Origin of the sequence: Aliamphritea ceti, from assembly GCF_024347215.1 — a bacterium.
In the GTDB taxonomy this organism is placed as follows: domain Bacteria; phylum Pseudomonadota; class Gammaproteobacteria; order Pseudomonadales; family Balneatricaceae; genus Amphritea; species Amphritea ceti.
This window is the reverse complement of the sequence record NZ_AP025282.1, coordinates 2,257,753-2,275,575: the sequence shown is the minus strand read 5'-3', so window position 1 is coordinate 2,275,575 and position 17,823 is coordinate 2,257,753. Positions and strand designations below refer to the sequence as shown.

Annotated in this window: 10 protein-coding genes; 4 read left to right on the top strand and 6 right to left on the bottom strand. The window is 48.4% G+C overall.

Annotated features, from left to right (window positions below):
• Positions 1 to 27 precede the first annotated feature (27 nt).
• Entirely contained in the window at positions 28 to 7,407 is a 7,380-nt protein-coding gene (locus OCU49_RS10405; RefSeq protein ID WP_261844917.1) for a DUF642 domain-containing protein, read from the bottom strand.
• Between the two features lie 666 nt (positions 7,408 to 8,073).
• Between OCU49_RS10405 and OCU49_RS10400 the strand changes: the two genes are divergently transcribed.
• Positions 8,074 to 8,790 carry a helix-turn-helix transcriptional regulator gene (locus OCU49_RS10400; protein WP_261844916.1) on the top strand — a complete coding sequence of 239 codons (717 nt, stop codon included), beginning with the start codon at positions 8,074 to 8,076 and terminating at the stop codon, positions 8,788 to 8,790.
• 28 nt (positions 8,791 to 8,818) lie between these two features.
• Here the strand turns inward: OCU49_RS10400 and tyrS are convergent, their stop codons facing one another.
• Positions 8,819 to 10,102, bottom strand: a complete 1,284-nt coding sequence (gene tyrS / locus OCU49_RS10395) for a tyrosine--tRNA ligase (RefSeq protein WP_261844915.1) — start codon at positions 10,100 to 10,102, stop codon at positions 8,819 to 8,821.
• A 283-nt stretch (positions 10,103 to 10,385) separates the two neighbouring features.
• On the opposite strand from tyrS, the gene OCU49_RS10390 reads away from it, so the two are divergent.
• Positions 10,386 to 11,732 (top strand): aspartate aminotransferase family protein, encoded by a 1,347-nt coding sequence (locus tag OCU49_RS10390; RefSeq protein ID WP_261844914.1) that lies wholly within the window; start codon positions 10,386 to 10,388, stop codon positions 11,730 to 11,732.
• Between the two features lie 126 nt (positions 11,733 to 11,858).
• Here OCU49_RS10390 and OCU49_RS10385 read toward each other — a convergent pair whose 3' ends face one another.
• Positions 11,859 to 12,251 carry a YybH family protein gene (locus tag OCU49_RS10385; protein WP_261844913.1) on the bottom strand — a complete coding sequence of 131 codons (393 nt, stop codon included), beginning with the start codon at positions 12,249 to 12,251 and terminating at the stop codon, positions 11,859 to 11,861.
• Positions 12,252 to 12,527: 276 nt separating this feature from the next.
• Here OCU49_RS10385 and OCU49_RS10380 point away from each other — a divergent pair, with 276 nt between their 5' ends.
• Entirely contained in the window at positions 12,528 to 13,304 is a 777-nt protein-coding gene (locus OCU49_RS10380) for an SDR family NAD(P)-dependent oxidoreductase (protein WP_261844912.1), read from the top strand.
• A gap of 11 nt (positions 13,305 to 13,315) precedes the next feature.
• Positions 13,316 to 14,074: an SDR family NAD(P)-dependent oxidoreductase gene (locus tag OCU49_RS10375; RefSeq protein ID WP_261844911.1), complete on the top strand. Its 759-nt coding sequence runs from the start codon at positions 13,316 to 13,318 to the stop codon at positions 14,072 to 14,074.
• Positions 14,075 to 14,112: 38 nt separating this feature from the next.
• Here OCU49_RS10375 and OCU49_RS10370 read toward each other — a convergent pair whose 3' ends face one another.
• From OCU49_RS10370 to OCU49_RS10360, 3 genes are all read right to left on the bottom strand, one after another.
• The gene (locus OCU49_RS10370) at positions 14,113 to 15,057 is read right to left on the bottom strand and encodes a LysR substrate-binding domain-containing protein (protein ID WP_261844910.1); all 945 of its coding nucleotides are present in this window, start codon (positions 15,055 to 15,057) and stop codon (positions 14,113 to 14,115) included.
• 91 nt (positions 15,058 to 15,148) lie between these two features.
• Complete coding sequence (gbcB, locus tag OCU49_RS10365; RefSeq protein ID WP_261844909.1) at positions 15,149 to 16,255, bottom strand: glycine betaine monooxygenase reductase subunit; 1,107 nt, start codon at positions 16,253 to 16,255, stop codon at positions 15,149 to 15,151.
• 223 nt (positions 16,256 to 16,478) lie between these two features.
• Positions 16,479 to 17,822, bottom strand: coding sequence for an NAD(P)/FAD-dependent oxidoreductase (locus tag OCU49_RS10360; RefSeq protein ID WP_261844908.1), 1,344 nt, complete (start codon positions 17,820 to 17,822; stop codon positions 16,479 to 16,481).
• Position 17,823 lies beyond the last annotated feature (1 nt).

The window sequence follows — 17,823 nt, the reverse complement described above, 5'->3', positions numbered from 1 at the left end:
GCTGAAGCTCAGCCCGCAAACAGGCTATTACGAGAAGGTAAAGTTAAATTCGCTGTATTTATCCGGCGCAATATATTGCAGGCTGAAATTATCCAGATACAGCCCCTGACCGTCATCATTACCACCCGCTTCGGTAACCGTAAGCCGATCCATGCCATCCGCCCCCTGAACAATGTATTCAAAGTGACGCGCTTCACCATACTGATTATTGCTGTATGCGGTAACCAGTCCATTATTCCAGTGAATTTCCGGCGCACCGTCAGCGGTACCTGACTGATCATTCCACAGGTCATAACTAAGGCGGTAATAACTACCTGTTTCAGCTGCTACATCCTGCCAAACCTGATCCTGACTGTTAGCGGTCTGATCCAGTTCCAGATAACGTCCACGCAAAGTCGATTCGTGAGCAGCATAATCTTCCTGACCGACAGTAAGATTACTGTTGCCGGATTCCCAGCCAGAGACTGCAGACACCGGAATCACACCGCTACCGGAAAAACCATTGGACTCGAAGTCTCCGTTTTCCAGAAGATTCTCACCCAGTAAGGCTTCCGATACTGATGGCAAGTCAAGCGCCGTCAGGCTGACATCGTCCAGGAATAATCCTGCACCGTCATTACCTACGCTACTCTCCACAATCTGCAACAGATCATGACCAGCAGCACCCGTCACGCTGAACTGAAAGGTTTCAGTCAGATTAGCTGCCACCGAAGCAGTGCCCAGCTGCGAACCGTTCCACCAGACTTCAACCGTATTGCTCACTTCAGTTCCCTGCCCGGCCAATGTAAAGCTGAGCTGATATTCGCTACCGGTTTGTGCATCAAAACGCTGGCCGACATGAGCCTGTTGTGAATCAGCTGAAGCATCCAGATTTATAACCTGATCAGTGCTGTCAGCGGGATTCTGAGTCAGCAACGCGCCGTTGCCCAGCGTCCAGTCTGTGGCGGTCTGGCTGGTCTGACCGGCCGGAAGTATATCTGACTGGAAATTACCATCCAGAATCAGACTGGCACCGATGGTGGCCAGACTCAAACGGTTACTGGCGGTATCCTGGAATACCCGGACGTTATCAAGGTACACGCCGGCACCGTCATTACCGTTCGCAAATTCACGGATTGTCAGCTTATCTGCACCTGCAGAACCTTCTACTGTAAAGCTAACAGTCTGCCATCCATTACCTGTCGCGTATGCAGTTCCCAGAGTCACGCCATTAAGCAGAACCTGCACAGCATTGGATTCATTACTCACCGCAGTATCAGCGGCAATATCAAACTGAATCTGATACTGCTTACCGGTTTGTAGATCGGCCTGCGCGGTAATACTGTCTGCCGCGTCGGTCCGGTCAAGCTTTAGATATACTTCCGAACTGCCCTGTGGCGTCACGCCATTATTAGCGGTTGCAAACAAGTGGAAGGCGTTGCTGCTCTGCCAGCCATCAATGCTGGCGCGGTGTACTTCTGACTCAACCGCACCTGAGAATTCAAAACCGCCATTGTTCAGCAGGTTAGTATCCTGTACCTGATTGATTTTCCGTACCGACACATTGTCCAGTAACGGCCCGACAGTATCATTACCACTGACGGTTTCGGCAAACTGCAGGGTATTCATCGCAGCAGCATCTACTACCAGATCATAGCGCTCAAAGATGTTATTGCCCTGAGCAACAAAGTCACCCAACAGGTTACCGTTAAAGCTAACCTGTACAGTATTCGAATCGTCATTGCCGTTACCCCGGCGAGCTACATCGAATGACAGCAGATATTTCTCACCGACAGTGCCGGCAAATTGCTGTGATACAGAATCAACTCCGTTTGCGTAGTCCAGTTCGATATAACGCTGGCTATCGGCACTGGTATATACGCTGTAAGCACCATCATTCCAGTATTCCAGAGGATTAGGATGACTCCAGCCACCCGACGTTTCAAAGCCTCCATTAGTGAGTAGCTCCGCCCCCAGTTCAAAACCGTTACGGCCAAGCTCTGCTTCTACCAGAGTCTGGCGGTTAGCCGCTTCTGATTCAGCCAACAGCTCATCAGTAGATTTCGCTACATTCAGCTCTGCCTTCGCTAATTCATCAGCAGCATCACTGGCCATTATCCGGTCATAGACCGCATGCCCGGCAGTAATGGTGCCAATGTTTTCATATTGACCGCCCGCGACAAACTGATCAGGTGTGAAAACCCAGGGCTCATTGCCATTCTGATCGCGGAAAACAATGCGTTCAAAATCGCCGACTGCATTCGCCCCAAATACATGAGTGATAACTACAGCACCCTGGTCACTTGGCTTAACGACCAGATGATCACCCATCCGGTACAACCAGATAGAGGTCATGGTCGTGCCCTCAAAGATGATTTCATCCCGGTCCGCGTCGCCCTGAACCAGGTTCACAATCACATCATGACCAAAGTTATCGCCTTTAAAGATGAAGCTATCCTTACCGGCTCCACCAATCAGGGTGTCATCACCCAGGCCGCCTTCAAGCATGTCATTACCACCGTGGCCAAACAAAATATCTGCATGGTTGCTGCCGGTAATGCCATTATTCTGATTGGTGCCAATGACCTGCACGCCGTGATTAATACCTGCTGCGGTCACATCCACGGCAAGCTTATCATCCGGTAACTGCTCTGCTTCAGGGGTTACAAACAGACGCGGGTAACTGTTACTGTCGCTATCACTGGCCGTCGGGCTGGTATTCGTTGGTGTATGTGTCTGGTTAACGCTGGCAGTTACTGTCAGTTCATAGTTACCAGGACCCGGGCCATTAAAAACGTAATAATCAACGTTCACATAACCGCTCTTTTGGGCAAGATAAGCGCCCTCAGTGGTCACATCCCACTGCCGGTCATCAATAATTACCTGCTGATCAACAATCAGATGTATAAAATCATCCGTTTTCTCTGTGAAGTAATAAGTGTGACCTGCCTCAACGTACAGTTTGGCCTGAATATGTTTAGCCGAATCAGTTGCAATCGTACCTGTCAGATCACCGCTCAAAGATGTGTCTGCCGGCTGGCGCGCAGCCAGATCAGCAACAATATCACCCTGATTATAAAGCAGCTGTGAGGTTGGCAGATTAGTGTATTCACTGGTCCGCAAGATTTTAAGATCAGCACTGGTACTGGCTGCACCGGTCTGTAACAGCTGTACCAGGTTATGCTCCTGAGCAGTGGCGCTGTAAACATAATATTCAACATCTACCGTACCGGTCGCGGTGGCCTTAAAGCTCCCCTGCTGTTGGTACGCGGCACTGCCATTGCCGATGATTTCCGTATTATCTATGCGCAGATAACTGACCACTTCACCCTGTGCCTGAAAGCTGTACACCTGCCCTTCAGTCACACTCATCTGACCGGTAATTTTTGTCAGGGTACCCGCCGCATTGGTCGCGGCCAGATCAGACGAAGCACTGCTACTACCAGTATTAGCGGTCGCAAACACGGGCAAATCGGCAGGATCTGTGACACTGGCATTCTGATACACCTGCGTCTGAACGTTCTGCAATGTTCCCAGAGTTTCCGGCAACGGATTTTCTAATCGTCCGCGCAGATCAAAATGGCCCGGACCTCCGGTATTCAGCACATAGAAATCCAGATCAACAAACCCGGTAGCTGTTGCCTGATAAGTACCGGTAGCCGCATTATCATGAACGGTGTCACTGATAACAGCCTGACCATCTATGGTCAGGTAAGCATAATCATCGACAACCTCTCTGAAGGAATAACTGCGTCCTTCAACCACATACATTTTGCCGCTGATATGCTTGATCTCGTTAACAGCAATTTCACCGCTTAACTTATCGGCATCGGCGACAGATGTCGCTGTATGATTTTGTACCCATGTCTGCATTGCGGCAGCATCACTGGCTGATGCATTTTCATAGCTGGCGACACGCGCATTTTCCAGGCCGTAAAATGATTCCTGAGAAGAGGTTTTCGACAATTGTGAATTCACAATTGCTTCGTAATCCGACAGATAATAAATACTGTCCAGCTTGGCACTGCCCGCATGGGCACCATTCAATGCTGCTGTTTTAAAAATCCCCACACCATCAACGTTGTCAGGATTGACCGACGGTGTATCTTTCAGCTCAAGCTGTACACGCTCAATATCGTTCAGAACAACGTTCGCGGCAGCATTCTGGTTACCCTTATTCAGCATAGTTGCCAGACTGCTGGCGGTGGACTGCAGATTGCCACTGGCCCCAACAAGGCTGGCCGCAACCGAATTAGCAATGCTGATATTAGTTTGTTCTGCAGAGTGTTGCTCTGCCAGAGTATCCAGCAGGTTCTGAGAGATCACTAAAGTATCTGAGTGCCCCTTGCCACCATCCACATACAACTGAGCAGTGCCGGTTTTGGTAGCCAGCAGGTTGTCACTGATATGAATGATGTCTTTACCCGTGCCCCCTGAAATAACCTCAGTATTTTCACCGGCAAAAATCACATCATCGCCGTCAAAACCGAAGATCTGACGAATTTCAGTGTCCGCTAACAGGTTAAAGGTGTCATCTTTCGCAGATCCCTGAATGATCTCAATACCGCTGAACTGATCGGTTACATTTGAAACATTGTCCCGTTCCAGTACCTGTACCTGACGATACTCAACGGTTTCCGTACGTTTACCGTGGGAGGTTTCGTAACTGCCTATGGACTCTTTGTAATACTTGGAACCTGCTGCCAGGCTTTTATCAACGCTAATACCGGTAGCCGTCTTATTGACGGTAATACCACCAGCAAGGTTATCGGCAGCGAAGCTGGTATAGGAAACAGTATCCGTTCCCCCCTGACCGTTAAAGGTGATTTCACTGTCATACGCAAACAGTGTGTCATCACCGTCACCAGCATTAATCGTGAAGTCCACCGACACATCATTATTGGCCTTATCCTGGGCGCTGTTAATGATACGATTCATGTTAAAAGTTGTATTTTTTCCGGCACCATCGTTTACCACCCAACCTGCCAGATCACTGATTGTGACAGATGTGTGGTTACTGTTTTTACCGGTAGAGGTCGTGGAGGTACTCTGATCACCGCTGGCTAGCAGAGGCGTCAGGAAGGAAACATACACATTTTCCGGTGACGCAGTACTGGCAGCGTCCGGCAAGTTGATATGATCGTCACCAACCTTTTCTTCCAACCGGATGGTCTGATCCTGCCAGCCTCCGGTGTCTTTATATTCTTCAAAATAATGACGGGCGGTTTTCTCAAGCTCGCCCCGGGTTTTACTCTTCGCAGCAAGTTCAAGATCAGAAGCTGACAACAACTGACTACCCAGTGTTACCGCACTGTCAAAACCCTGATCATTAATGATGTCCTGCAGCACATTCTCATATGCCTGCTTTGACTTTTCCTGTTGCTGATCAAAACTGCCTTTAAAGAACTCTTCAACGGTTCGTTCAGAGCCGTCATCCCGGTGACGGATTTTATCCGCGTATTTATCAGCAATATCTTCAAGCGCAACTTGTTCAAAAGCACCAACAATGGCCGAGATAGCCCCACCGATCAGGCCTACCAGTACCGCAACACCCGCGCCGACACCGGTAGCAGCCAGTGCGGCACTTGCCACACCGGTTACCGCATTCAGCGCTGTTGTTGCGCCATAAAAACCTTTCTGAGCAACCAGAGTATCGTCCAGCAAACCGGATAAAAGGTCCGCTGAGTAATCATCACTCTGACGTAAATTATCGATCCGGTCCTGCTTTTCATTAAACTCAGACCACTTAGCAGGATTAATAGCAGACGCCACCGAGGCAATAGCGCCGATAATCGGTACAGCTTTGCCCAGCGTAGTTGCAGCAGTACTACCTGCTTTTACCAATGCCTGAGCAACCGCCAGACCTCCAGCAACGGCAGATAAACCCGCAACCGCACCCTGTAATCCAATTTCTGCTTTCAGATATTCTTTCTGCTCATCCGAAATATTCGGATCATGGAGTTGTTTGGAAATCTCGGTGATGCCCACCACACTGGCAGAGAAACCTGCCGCCGCACCAACCGCACCAAATGCAGCACTGGCCTTACCGGCCGATTTGGCACTGCTCAGATCGATAAAACTGGCGATAGTATCTGCAACAAACCCACCTAGCCCGGTGGAAGCCTGTGCAACAGCAACGGTACTGCCGTCTTCCTGAATGGTTTTGGCCAGCCCTGCAGCACTGGATGCAACCGTTAAAAGGTTACTGCCGATCGCCAGACCCGATTTAAGCAGCTCCTGCGATTTGTGTGTCGCCAGCGATGAATTGGCATCTGCCAGATCCACATCAATATCCAGCTGATTACCTTCAAGTTGTCTGCGTTGAGTACTGTACTCATCGGTATAAGGAAGCGCCGCTTTATCTTTCATCAGCTGATACACTTCATCGCCCAGATTCTGGTAACTGGACTTGTGTGTATCAATCTGTTGTTGGATCGCATCGCTATCCTGAAGCAACAAGCTATCTACCTGAACTTTCGTTTCCCGATAGTTCTCAAGCTCTGAATTGCGCCGCACCAGCGTTTGCTCAAGATCAGCAGTTTCGGTTCTCAGGGTCGTCAGCTCATCCGCCAGCTCCCGGGTCAGTGCACCATCTTCACCGGCCCCGGCTTCAATTTCTGTAATCCGGCTCTGCTTCTGACTAAGAGCAGTCTGATCTTCAGATATCAGCAGTTCAGTAACTTCTATCTCGCCTTCTATTCCAAGGCTGTGCCCTGCTTCGAGAGCAATGTATGTCACCAGAGATGCATCTTTCTGTAACTCTTTTGCAGCGATCTGATCAGCAACCACTTTCTGAGCATCAGCGACGGTTGCCTCCAGGCTGGCAAGCTCAGTGCTGATAGTATCTTGCTTACGTTGCAGAATCGTTTTATGCAGCTCAACCAGCTTATCGAAATCCGGCTCGGTTCTTAGTTTCTCTAATTCCGCATCCTGATAGGTATAGCCATCCTGGCCACCGTCAGCATGAAATGCCCGGATATCCCGGAAAGCTGATTCAACTTTATAACTGGTATAGGCATCAATAAGATTGGGAATGAAGTCCAGTGTTGCAAAGACGTTTGAGGCAATCGCCGACTGAGTAGACTCAGCCGTTTTGCCCTGATACGCCGAAGGGTCTGCAGCCCCACGAATTGCATCAGCCAGGTATTCTCCATAACGGAAGTCAGCCCGCATCCTGCCGACAGCACCGACATCACCAATTGACTCGAAATCATCTTTGAATTTTCGATACACCGCAGACGATGCCCAGATCAGACCTTCCGGCTTATTAAAGCCCTGTGCCCAACCAGAACCTCCCCAGGATTGCAGCGAGGTTAATGAGTTAGCAAACTCCGGACCGAAGCCCTGATCCGTCGCACCAAAGTGTTTTTTGAATAATTCGCCAAAGATTAAATTGTTTTCAGCCACGTTACGGGTATCACTGGACATTTTTTTTATTGTCTCCAGAACGTTATGGAAGGCCAGAGCCTAAGATAGCGTTCAGTCACCTGTCAAAAATTGACCAGTTCATTTTTTAACCTAAAAAAGCCATTATCGATCTGTTTTTTTTACATTTTTTTCACAACCTGCCCTGGCAGTCAGTAATTGCTGAATCGGGTATTTTTTGATCAAAGCTGCACCACGTCTGATGCGTAGCACATGAAGGATTACTCAGATTTAAATGCGACCAAAGTTGCATGCAGAATGTCAGACAGAAAAATTTACAAAAACCAGCCTTAACACGTAAGACTAAAGAGGGAGTTAAATATAGATAAAACTGATAGATTGATCGATTTTTTTTATATGTCAGGCTTTAATAATTGTGCAAACAGCCAGATAAAATGTTCTGAGCCGCTGCAAAACATCTTAATGAAAATGCATATTTCCCTACAAATTAGAGTGACATAGCGTCATATTCTCAGTAACTCACCATGATCACTGCTTTGTTAAACTCAGGCCTATTCTCCAATTCAACCTCTTTGCTTGGCTCGACTGACACAAATAATGTTATGATTGAGCATAAGAAAAATATAATTAACATGTTAACTTTTTATTTCATTTCAGCTACTCTCAGTCCATAGTAATACGTACAGCTTGTGCTTTGAGGTAACTGCTATGGGCCAGATCAATCAACAACGTCTTTCAGGTTTATATAAGTTTCAGGATGAATGTCTGACACTGCTAACCGGTGTCGTAGATGTTAATCACGCGGTCACTTATCTGTTAGATGATCGCGCTAAGCCTATGTGCTACAAAAACCATAAGATGCAGCCACTGATGCATCGGGAATACCTGTCAGATTTTTATAAATCAGACCCGCTATATCCAGCGAACTTCAAGGAAAGCCGTGCCGACGTAGTAAAGATGAATGATCTGGTGCTGCCGTACCGGCGCAATAATCACCCTTATTACCGTGATTTTGTTACCCCCTGGGGGATTCAGGACATAGTCGAATTATTCTTTCATGTAGACGGCAAACTGATTGCAGGTGCCGCTCTGTTTACCTCAAAAGATCAACCAGAAATACTCAGTGATGATCTTAAAAAGATCAATCACCTGCACCGCTTTATCGAATATTCTCTGGAGCAAAATCTGTCTACACCCACGCAGACCAGTTTTGATGACTTCTGTGATGAATACCAACTGACAGCGAAAGAACGTGTAGTCGTTCAGCTAGTGACGCAGGGATTACCGAATAAGTCGATTGCGCAGAATCTGTGTTGCAGCCTGGCAACTATTAAGACTCACTTGCAACACATTTTTAGCAAGATGGCAGTGAACAGCAAAGCGGAAGTAGCAAATCTTGTGTACAGCCAAAACTGCCAGCTATAACAGCCTGGCAGTTCTAATCTTAATATTGTCAGTTAATTTCTATCAGGCAGAAATGCTTCTTACCCTTACGTATTAGCACATAGCAGCCATATAGCGCTTGCGCCTGACTCAGCTGCATATCGGTATCCTCAACAACCAAACCATTTACCAGTACAGCACCTGCTGTCATCAGTTCTCGGGCTATTCTGCGTGACCCGGCTAAACCGGCCTTTACCAGTACATCCTGTAAATCACTATCCGCCGCCTGTTGTAACTTCGGTGCGCCGTCTAAACTCAACTGCTGCAACTCATCCAGTGTCAGCGCTCGCGGATCTCCACTGAACATAGCCTGGGAAATACGTTGCGCCTGTTCTAACCCTGACTCACCATGAATCAGTAACGTAAGTTGCTCTGCCAGAATTCTTTGCCCCTGTGGTTTGCCATTACGTTGCTGGTCACCAGTTTCTATTTCAGCAATCTCGACAACACTGAGGAATGTGTAGTAGCGCAGGTAATCATAAACATCCGCATCAGTACTGTTGAGCCAAAACTGATAAAAGCTGTAAGGCGAAGTCTTGGCCGGGTCCAGCCACACCGCACCGGATTCTGTTTTACCGAACTTAGTCCCGTCAGATTTAGTAATCAGCGGCAAAGTCATACCAAACACTTGCTGTCTGTTCATCCGCCTGGTCAGATCAATGCCGGCTGTAATGTTACCCCACTGATCATTACCACCGATTTGCAGTGAACAGTCGTAACGCCGGTTCAGCTCTGCGAAATCATACGATTGCAACAAGCTGTAAGAAAATTCGGTAAACGAGATGCCTTGCTCCGGACGGTTGATCCGCTGCTTCACAGACTCCTTACCTATCATGCTGTTCACTGAAAAGAACTTGCCGACATCACGCAGGAATGTCAGCACATCCATTCCCGCCATCCAGTCACCATTATTAACTATTTGCGCAGCACTGGCGGGATTCTCAACATCAAGAATGCCGGTGATCTGCTGGCCTAATTTAGTTACCCACTCAGTTACTACATCAGCGCTGTTTAAGCTCCGCTCTGATGCTTTAAAACTAGGGTCACCAATCATGCCTGTTGCACCGCCAATCAACGCTAACGGTTTATGGCCCGCTAGCTGAAAACGTTTCAGCATCAACAGCGGCACCAAATGGCCAACGTGCAAACTGTCAGCAGTCGGATCAAAACCACAATAAACCACCCGGCCCGGTTGTGAAAAATATGCAGTGAACCCCTCATCATCTCCGGATTTCTGGGCAATCAAATTACGTTGCTGCAAGTCTTCCAGCAGCCGTGCGGTTTCAGTGGTCATGGTTATCTTTATCATTTCTCAGAATGGTTTCAGGCGCTTATCTGCGTAGCTATATAGGTGCTCATATAAGTACTTATATGCAGTACTTTTTTAAGTAATTAAATCGATGTTAATAGATGCTCCACCAAGGCGGCATCAACCATCTGGTTGATATACATATAAACCAGCCGGGGGATACTTAACCCAACAGAAAGTTGCCGTTTTTACGTGCAGAACAGACCACAGATCTTCCCCTTTTGTTGGTCGGCTTTCTCCCGATGCTTACTTCTTACTGGAGAAAATAATGAGTACAAACAGCCCAGCACAGACATTTTGGAATCCGATGGTACACCCGGGTGATCCACGCTCACGTAACGGCATTGTTATTACCAAGGGTGACGGCAACTACGTTCAGAATCAGGAAGGCCAGTGGCTGGTCGATGGCGTAGGCGGTCTGTGGAACGTAAACGTAGGCCACAACCGTAAAGAAGTTAAAGACGCAATTACGGCGCAGTTAGATGAACTGGAATACTTCCAGATTTTCGATGGAATCAGCCACCCACGGGTAAGCGAGCTGTCTGATAAAATTATCGGCATGCTGGAACCTGAAGGCATGGCACGGGTAATGTACAGCTCAGGCGGTTCTGACGCAGTTGAAACGGCGCTTAAACTCGCCCGCCAGTATTGGAAAGCCGTTGGTCAGGCACAGCGTTACAAGTTTATATCCTTGAAACAGGGTTACCACGGCGTTCATTTTGGCGGGGCATCTGTCAACGGTAACACTGTATTCCGTACTAACTATGAACCTGTTCTTCCAGGCTGTATCCACATTGATACACCATGGTTATATCGAAACCCATGGAACACTGAAGACCCTCAGGAGTTGGGTGAACTGGCAGCTAAGCAACTGGAAGCAGAGATCGTTTTCCAGGGTCCGGATACCGTTGCAGCTTTCATTGCTGAACCAATTCAGGGTGCCGGCGGTGTGATCGTGCCTCCTGCTAATTACTGGCCACTGATCCGTGAAGTTTGTGACAAGTACGGCGTACTCTTGATTGCAGATGAAGTTGTCACCGGCTTTGGCCGTTCCGGCAGCATGTTCGGTGTACGTGGCTGGGGCGTTGCGGCAGATATCCAGTGTTTCGCGAAAGGTATCAACTCCGGTTACATCCCTCTGGGTGCAACAGTCATCAACCAGCGTGTTGCTGACGGCATTGAAAAGTGCGACAACTTTAGCGGTGCGGTAATGCACGGCTACACTTACTCTGGCCACCCAGTTGCCTGTGCTTCTGCACTGGCATCACTGAAAATCGTTGAAGACGAAAATCTGCCAGAAAATGCAGGCCGTCAGGGCGCGGACCTGCTTGAGAAACTACAGGCTAAACTGTTGGACTTCCCTTCTGTCGGTGAGATTCGCGGTAAGGGTCTGATGGTTGCGCTTGATCTGGTCAGCGATAAGAAAACCCGTGAGCCAATCGATCCAATGAGCGGCTTTGCAAATCAAGTTGCAGCTGTCGCACTGCAGGAAGGCGTAATTGTTCGTCCTGTTGGCACCAAGATCATTCTGTCACCACCGCTGACTATCGGTACTGAAGAAGTCGATAAGATTGTAAACGCACTGCATCAGGGGTTTGCGGCTGTCGATAAATAAGAATCGACAAAAAAGAGTAATAAATTAAAGCGAGAAATAGAAACGACTGTTAAGCCTGTCGTGTTGACTGCCCGGTAATCCGGGCAGCCCTTCCTTCCACCTTGCCTGACTAGAGATACCTGTCATCTAATGCGGTGCAGGCATATTTGAATTAATCATATCCCGGTGAAGTTTCCACTGGCCTGATTCTTTCTTCCAGATAACCATGAACTTTCCCTGATCAAGCATCATATTTTCAGCATCTTCCAAAATATATGTGCCAATCTCAAAAGCAGTGTTTCCAAAGCCATCCAGTTCAGTGGTTTCCAACTTGATCTCTTTCACCCCCATATCCATAAACGTCTGGAACTGCTTTTCAATTGCAGACCGCCCCTTTACGATATCGGTATTCGGCGGCAAGAACTCACCGTCCTTCGTATAAAGCGCCGCTAAACCGGCAGCATCACCTTTATGATAAGCCTCAGTGAACGCCTCATCCCTAGCCCTGATTTCATCCATGACTTCCATTGAAATGCTCATACTTGCCTCCTCAGCGTTACGATTAATGAACACCCCCAGACTATAAAGCTAGACCAAAACAAGAAACTCCAACTTGATTTAAACTCACACACATCCAGGTTGTTAATGATTTTTCAACAACTGAATATTTGCCTGAAAACACTAAACCTCACTTCTATTTACCAGAATTCAATTAACTTCAGGTAACCTCAAAACACCTGATAAGTAGTTTGTCGCTGCCCGCCTTCTCATCGCACACTGCACACAAATAACACCTTTTCTGTGAGCGAGTACAAAATGCGATTTGAAAATAAAACCGTGCTGATTACCGGCGGTGCCGGTGGCGTAGGCCAAACTTTAGTAAAACTCTTTGCCAGCGAAGGCGCGAAAGTGATGATTGCAGACCTGCATGATTCAGCCTGTGCTGATGTCGCAGCAAACGTTGCAGAGGTAACCGGCCGTGATTGTGAAGATATTCGCTATTTCTCCGGCAATTTGCGTGAACGCGAATATTGCGACGCGGTTGTTGAACATACAGTAGCTACCTTTGGTGGCCTGGATATCTTACTTAACAACGCAGGCATTATTCCCCGGGGCACCGTCGAAGAAACCACAGATGAGATGTGGTTTACCGCTATGGATGTAAACCTCAATGCTGTGTTTTTCCTGTGTCGCGCCGCTGTACCGCACATGAAGCAAAATGGCGGTGCCATTGTGAACACCTCCTCTGTATGGGGGACTTATCCGGGCCCCGCTCATGTCGCTTATTGCACCAGTAAAGGTGCCGTTGCAGCACTGACTAAAAACCTTGGCCGTGACTGTGCACCACTTGGCATTCGGGTTAATGCCGTCTGCCCTCACGAAATTAATACGCCAATGATCCGCTCCGGTTTCGAACGTCGTGGTCTTGATCCTGATAAAGCTGTCGAAGAACTCAATAAAACAGTGCCTATTGGCCGTATCGCTGAGCCTGAAGATATCGCAGATGTAATCGCCTTTCTGGCATCTAATGAAGCCCGTTACATTGCTGGCGAAACCATTGAAGTCACCGGCGCCAAACCGGTTTCAGGCTAAGGGGGACAGGCATGATAAATCTGGATAACAAATTAGCAATCGTCACCGGCGGCGGCCGGGGTATTGGTCGTGGCATCACTCAACAGCTGCTCAACGCTGGCGCCCGGGTATTAATTGCCCAGCGCCAGCCACTGAATAACGAACTGGCAAAGCACCCTCAGATTAGTTTTATTAAAGCTGATTTACTTGAGCAGCAGGCTCCCTATGAAATAGCCGCAGCTGCAGAGGCCTTAGGCGGTGCAGACATTCTGGTAAATAATGCCGGCTTCATGTTTGAAATGGCATTGGATGACATGCAAGAAGAAGACTGGGACCGGATGATGACAGTTAACATGCGCGCCCCGGTATTTCTCTGTAAGGCACTACTTAGTCAGATGCGTGCCAAAGGTGGTGGTAGCATTATCAATATTGGCTCGATAGAAGGCATTGGTGCTAATCCGCTTCATGCTGCTTACTGTGCTTCTAAAGCGGGGGTTCATGGCTTCAGCCGCGCACTGGCAGTAGATTTAGGCACAGATGGCATTCGCTGTAATGCTATCGCCCCTGGCTGGATCAACTCAGACCTGAGCAATGATTACATCAATGCTCAGAACAATCCTACTCAGGCCAGGCAGGACCTGCATGCAATGCACCCAGTCGGACGTACCGGTGAACCAAATGATATTGGAGCTATGGTGGTCTTCCTTGCCAGCGAAGCTTCAGGATTTGTTACCGGTCAGACCTTCACTGTCGACGGCGGCCGCACCGCTAAACTGCCCTTACCTTTTTGAGCTGAGTTGTCGGCAGTGTTGCTTTAACTAGTATTAGCTCAATCAGGAAGTTCCACTTCCCTAAGCACTGCCGTTTCTTCTAACAGCCAATCACGCAACAATCGCATACCAGGGGTATCAGCCAACTCTTTTCTGCAAACAAAATAATGTTTACGCTCAGGCGCTAAATAGCTTTCTTTAATTGGCCGGATCAGGCGCCCACTGCGCAATAAATCTTCAGTCAGATGGCGCCAGCCAAGGCCAACACCAATGCCTTCCAGTACCGTATCCATCAGCATAGGCAAGTGACTAAAATACATTTGTGCTTTAACCTCCGGCTGCTTAACGCCACAGTGGCTCAACCAGAAATTCCAGTTCACCGGCGACCACCAGCGGGCCTGCCAGAATGCCGGATCCAGATCCAGCAAAGGCAACTGCTGCAAGCCTTCCAATGTTACTGCCTGAGGATACTGGGCTAAAAATTCAGGTGTACATACCGGGAATATTTCTTCAGCAAAAAGAAACTCTGACTGATAACCGGCCAGTTCATTCAAACCCAGAGTCACCGCTGCATCAAACTTATCTGCTTCGTTCGGCGTGGATTCCACGCTGATCAGATGTAGATGCAAATTAGGATAATTCTGACGCAGCCGGCTAAGCCGTGGGACCATCCAGAGGCGGGAAAAAGAACTGGTCGCATGCAAATTAAGATAACTATCAGCTACCTGGCCACGTATTTCCCTGGCAACAGTGGTTATTTCATCGAACGCATTATTGGTCGCCCTGAATAACCGCTCACCTTCAGTCGTCAGTTTTACCTGTCGGTGGCCGCGCTCAAACAAAGCGGTCGTTAACTGTTCTTCCAGTTGTTTAATCTGTCGGCTAATCGCTGCTGGCGTCACACACAGCTCATCAGCAGCAGCTTTAAAGCTCTGTTGCCTTGCTGCAACCTCAAAAGCGCGAATAGCTGTTAACGAAGGTAAATCGAGGCGACGGGATTGCATAACGGGCTGGTTCCGGTCAGTTAAGATTAACTTAAAGTAACGTAAAAACTCACCGGACACAGCTGCCTTATCAATAAAAACCCGCTAGTGATCAGTAATCGATCGTCATATCACCCTGAATGCTGGTGCAGCAGGACAGAACATAACCTTCGGCTTCTTCTTCTTCATTAATGCCGCCGTTATGCGCCATTTCATAATCACCGCTGATAACTTTAATCCGGCAGGCACCGCAAATTCCCATGCCACATGCTTTAGGAATATTAACGCCGGCTTCACTGGCCGCTTCATTAAGGTTGGTACCTGCAACTACACTGACACTGTTACCGGAGTCAGTGAAGCTGACCTGGTAAACGTCCCCTGTTACTTCCTGCTGATCTGCTTCATCTGCATGTTGCTCTGCATCTTTGGCATCCTCAACAGGTGTCGCGCCGAAAGACTCTTCATGGTAACGATCCATATCATAGCCAAGCGATTCCAACAGCTTTCGCACCGCTTTCATATATGGATCAGGACCACAGCAGAACACTTCCCGCTCGAGAAAATCAGGCGCGATCAGTTTCAGCATGTTTTCATTCAGATAACCACGATAACCAGCCCACGCCTGGCCTATTTCTGAACGCTCACAGATAAGATGTAACTTAAAATTTTTCACTCGGGTGGACATATATTCCAGCTCGCGAGCATAAATGATATCCGCCGGGCTACGGGCGCTGTGTGCAAATACCATGTCTACTTCAGAATCAGTATCAAACCACCAACGTGCCATCGACATAACCGGGGTAATGCCAACGCCACCGGACAGTAACAGTGCTTTATCAGTCGGAAAGTCCAGACAGTTAAACTGCCCTGCCGGACCGTGAACGGCAATTTGATCGCCAGATCTGAGATTATCGTGTAACCAGTTCGACACCACCCCGCCTGTTACGCGCTTAACCGTAATCGAGAAGCTATACGGAATCGAAGGTGAACTGGATATAGTGTATGAACGCATTACCCGTTCACCATCAATTTCCAGCTCCAAGGTTACAAACTGCCCCGGTTTAAAGAAAAACAAAACCGGCAAGCCCATGCTGAACGTAAAGGTACAGACATCGTGGGTTTCATGAATCACTTTAGAACAGCGTACTAAGTGACGGCCATTACCCCAGGTTTGGGTGGCTACCGGGTTCAGAAAATCAGCGGTATTAAAATCGTTCATTACTCTCTCCGCAGATCAGCAACAGGAACGCTTCAGCCCGGCACATACCGGGTTGAAATAACTGCTCATCTGATGAAAATTACAGGGATACCCTGCAGGTCTTATGATTATTATTCGGTGGAAAAAGGTTAAAGCTTCTTTTCAGTCAGAACTGCTTTCCAAGCAAAGCTTCCTTCCAGTAGAGCTCTTTCCAGTAAGGCTCTTTCCAGTAAAGACATAGTAACTAAAGTTCCTTACCCGCCATCCATTCTTTCCAACGCATAGTTGCATTCGCCCCGAGCGTTAAAAACGGCTCGACAGGCAACTTTTTCGGCTCGGCATAGTTGCTGAATTCTTTCACCAGTTCAGTATCACCCAACACCGCTTTTTCAGCCGCAAGCATGCCTGACAAGGTACCTTTCACAGTTCCCAGGCCATTCTGACAAGCCGCTGACCAGACACCGGGCTCCAGCTCACCAAAAGCAGGTACTGAATTGAGAGACAGACATAAACGGCCACCCCAGCGATGCTCCAATGGCACATCGGCCAGCATAGGGAATCGCGAAGTAAAGGCCTTATCGTGTACCTTAACGATGCCATCTATATCTTTCTGGCTGATTTCCATCGACTGATTCAGCGTAAAACGATTTCTCACGGTCAGACGGTCACCGCTGCCCAGATAATCGGAGGTTTTGCGTACGGTTGTGCCCATAGGATCTGCTGGCAAAACGCCCCAGTCGGCTTCACCACCCAACCTCTGTAACTCTTCCGGCATTAACGCACGGGTCATCGATGCGTAAGTAAACACATGGAGTAATTGGCGGGGAAAATAGCCAAACGACTGAACATGACCATTCACCGCCAGAATCACCTTCTTAGCGCGAACACGTGCTTTAGGTGTGCGGAAACGGTGCGGCTCACCGGGGTTCATCTCAATTACCGGTGACTGTTCAAAAATACGTACTTTGTCACTTAATCCCCGGGCAGCCTGACGGATAAACGCTGCCGGCTGAATCATTACCGCACCCGGTGTGTACAAACCTTTCTGGTAATAACTGATACCGGTTCGCTGCTGCATATCATCCGCAGACAGCAATTTATAAGACTCACCCAAACCATCCAGATGCTTCACATAACTGTCGATGTGAGTAATACCCCGCTCGCTGGCCGCGCCAGTTACGCGTCCACAGGCATCGAATACCTGCTCAGGCATGCCAAACTCTCTGGCCATTTCTGCAGCAAACTCAATACCGGCCCGGTTCAGCATAATCTGTTTAAGATCCGCCTCAGTACCGCCGGCATAAGTTTCTGAATTCAGGTCATGAGGCAAGTCGATCATAAACCCGCTGTTACGCCCTGCCGGACCTTCAGCCATATTACAGGCCTCCAGTAAAACGATGTCATCGCCTGTCAGCTGACTTAAACGTCGCGCAGCGGCAATGCCAGCAAAACCTCCGCCGATAACCAGCCAGTCAGTTTCAATATTGCCACTGGCCTGCGGAAAACTGTGCGAATCGTCAAGAATCTCGTTCCAGGCTGCCGGACCGGTTTCTTTCGGTACCTGACTTACCTTGATTGTTCTGCTCATA

Coding starts and splice junctions, on each gene's coding strand:
- OCU49_RS10405 (WP_261844917.1), bottom strand. CDS start 7,407: ATGTCCAGTGATACCCGTAACGTGGCTGAAAACAATTTAATCTTTGGC.
- OCU49_RS10400 (WP_261844916.1), top strand. CDS start 8,074: ATGGGCCAGATCAATCAACAACGTCTTTCAGGTTTATATAAGTTTCAG.
- tyrS (WP_261844915.1), bottom strand. CDS start 10,102: ATGACCACTGAAACCGCACGGCTGCTGGAAGACTTGCAGCAACGTAAT.
- OCU49_RS10390 (WP_261844914.1), top strand. CDS start 10,386: ATGAGTACAAACAGCCCAGCACAGACATTTTGGAATCCGATGGTACAC.
- OCU49_RS10385 (WP_261844913.1), bottom strand. CDS start 12,251: ATGAGCATTTCAATGGAAGTCATGGATGAAATCAGGGCTAGGGATGAG.
- OCU49_RS10380 (WP_261844912.1), top strand. CDS start 12,528: ATGCGATTTGAAAATAAAACCGTGCTGATTACCGGCGGTGCCGGTGGC.
- OCU49_RS10375 (WP_261844911.1), top strand. CDS start 13,316: ATGATAAATCTGGATAACAAATTAGCAATCGTCACCGGCGGCGGCCGG.
- OCU49_RS10370 (WP_261844910.1), bottom strand. CDS start 15,057: ATGCAATCCCGTCGCCTCGATTTACCTTCGTTAACAGCTATTCGCGCT.
- gbcB (WP_261844909.1), bottom strand. CDS start 16,255: ATGAACGATTTTAATACCGCTGATTTTCTGAACCCGGTAGCCACCCAA.
- OCU49_RS10360 (WP_261844908.1), bottom strand. CDS start 17,822: ATGAGCAGAACAATCAAGGTAAGTCAGGTACCGAAAGAAACCGGTCCG.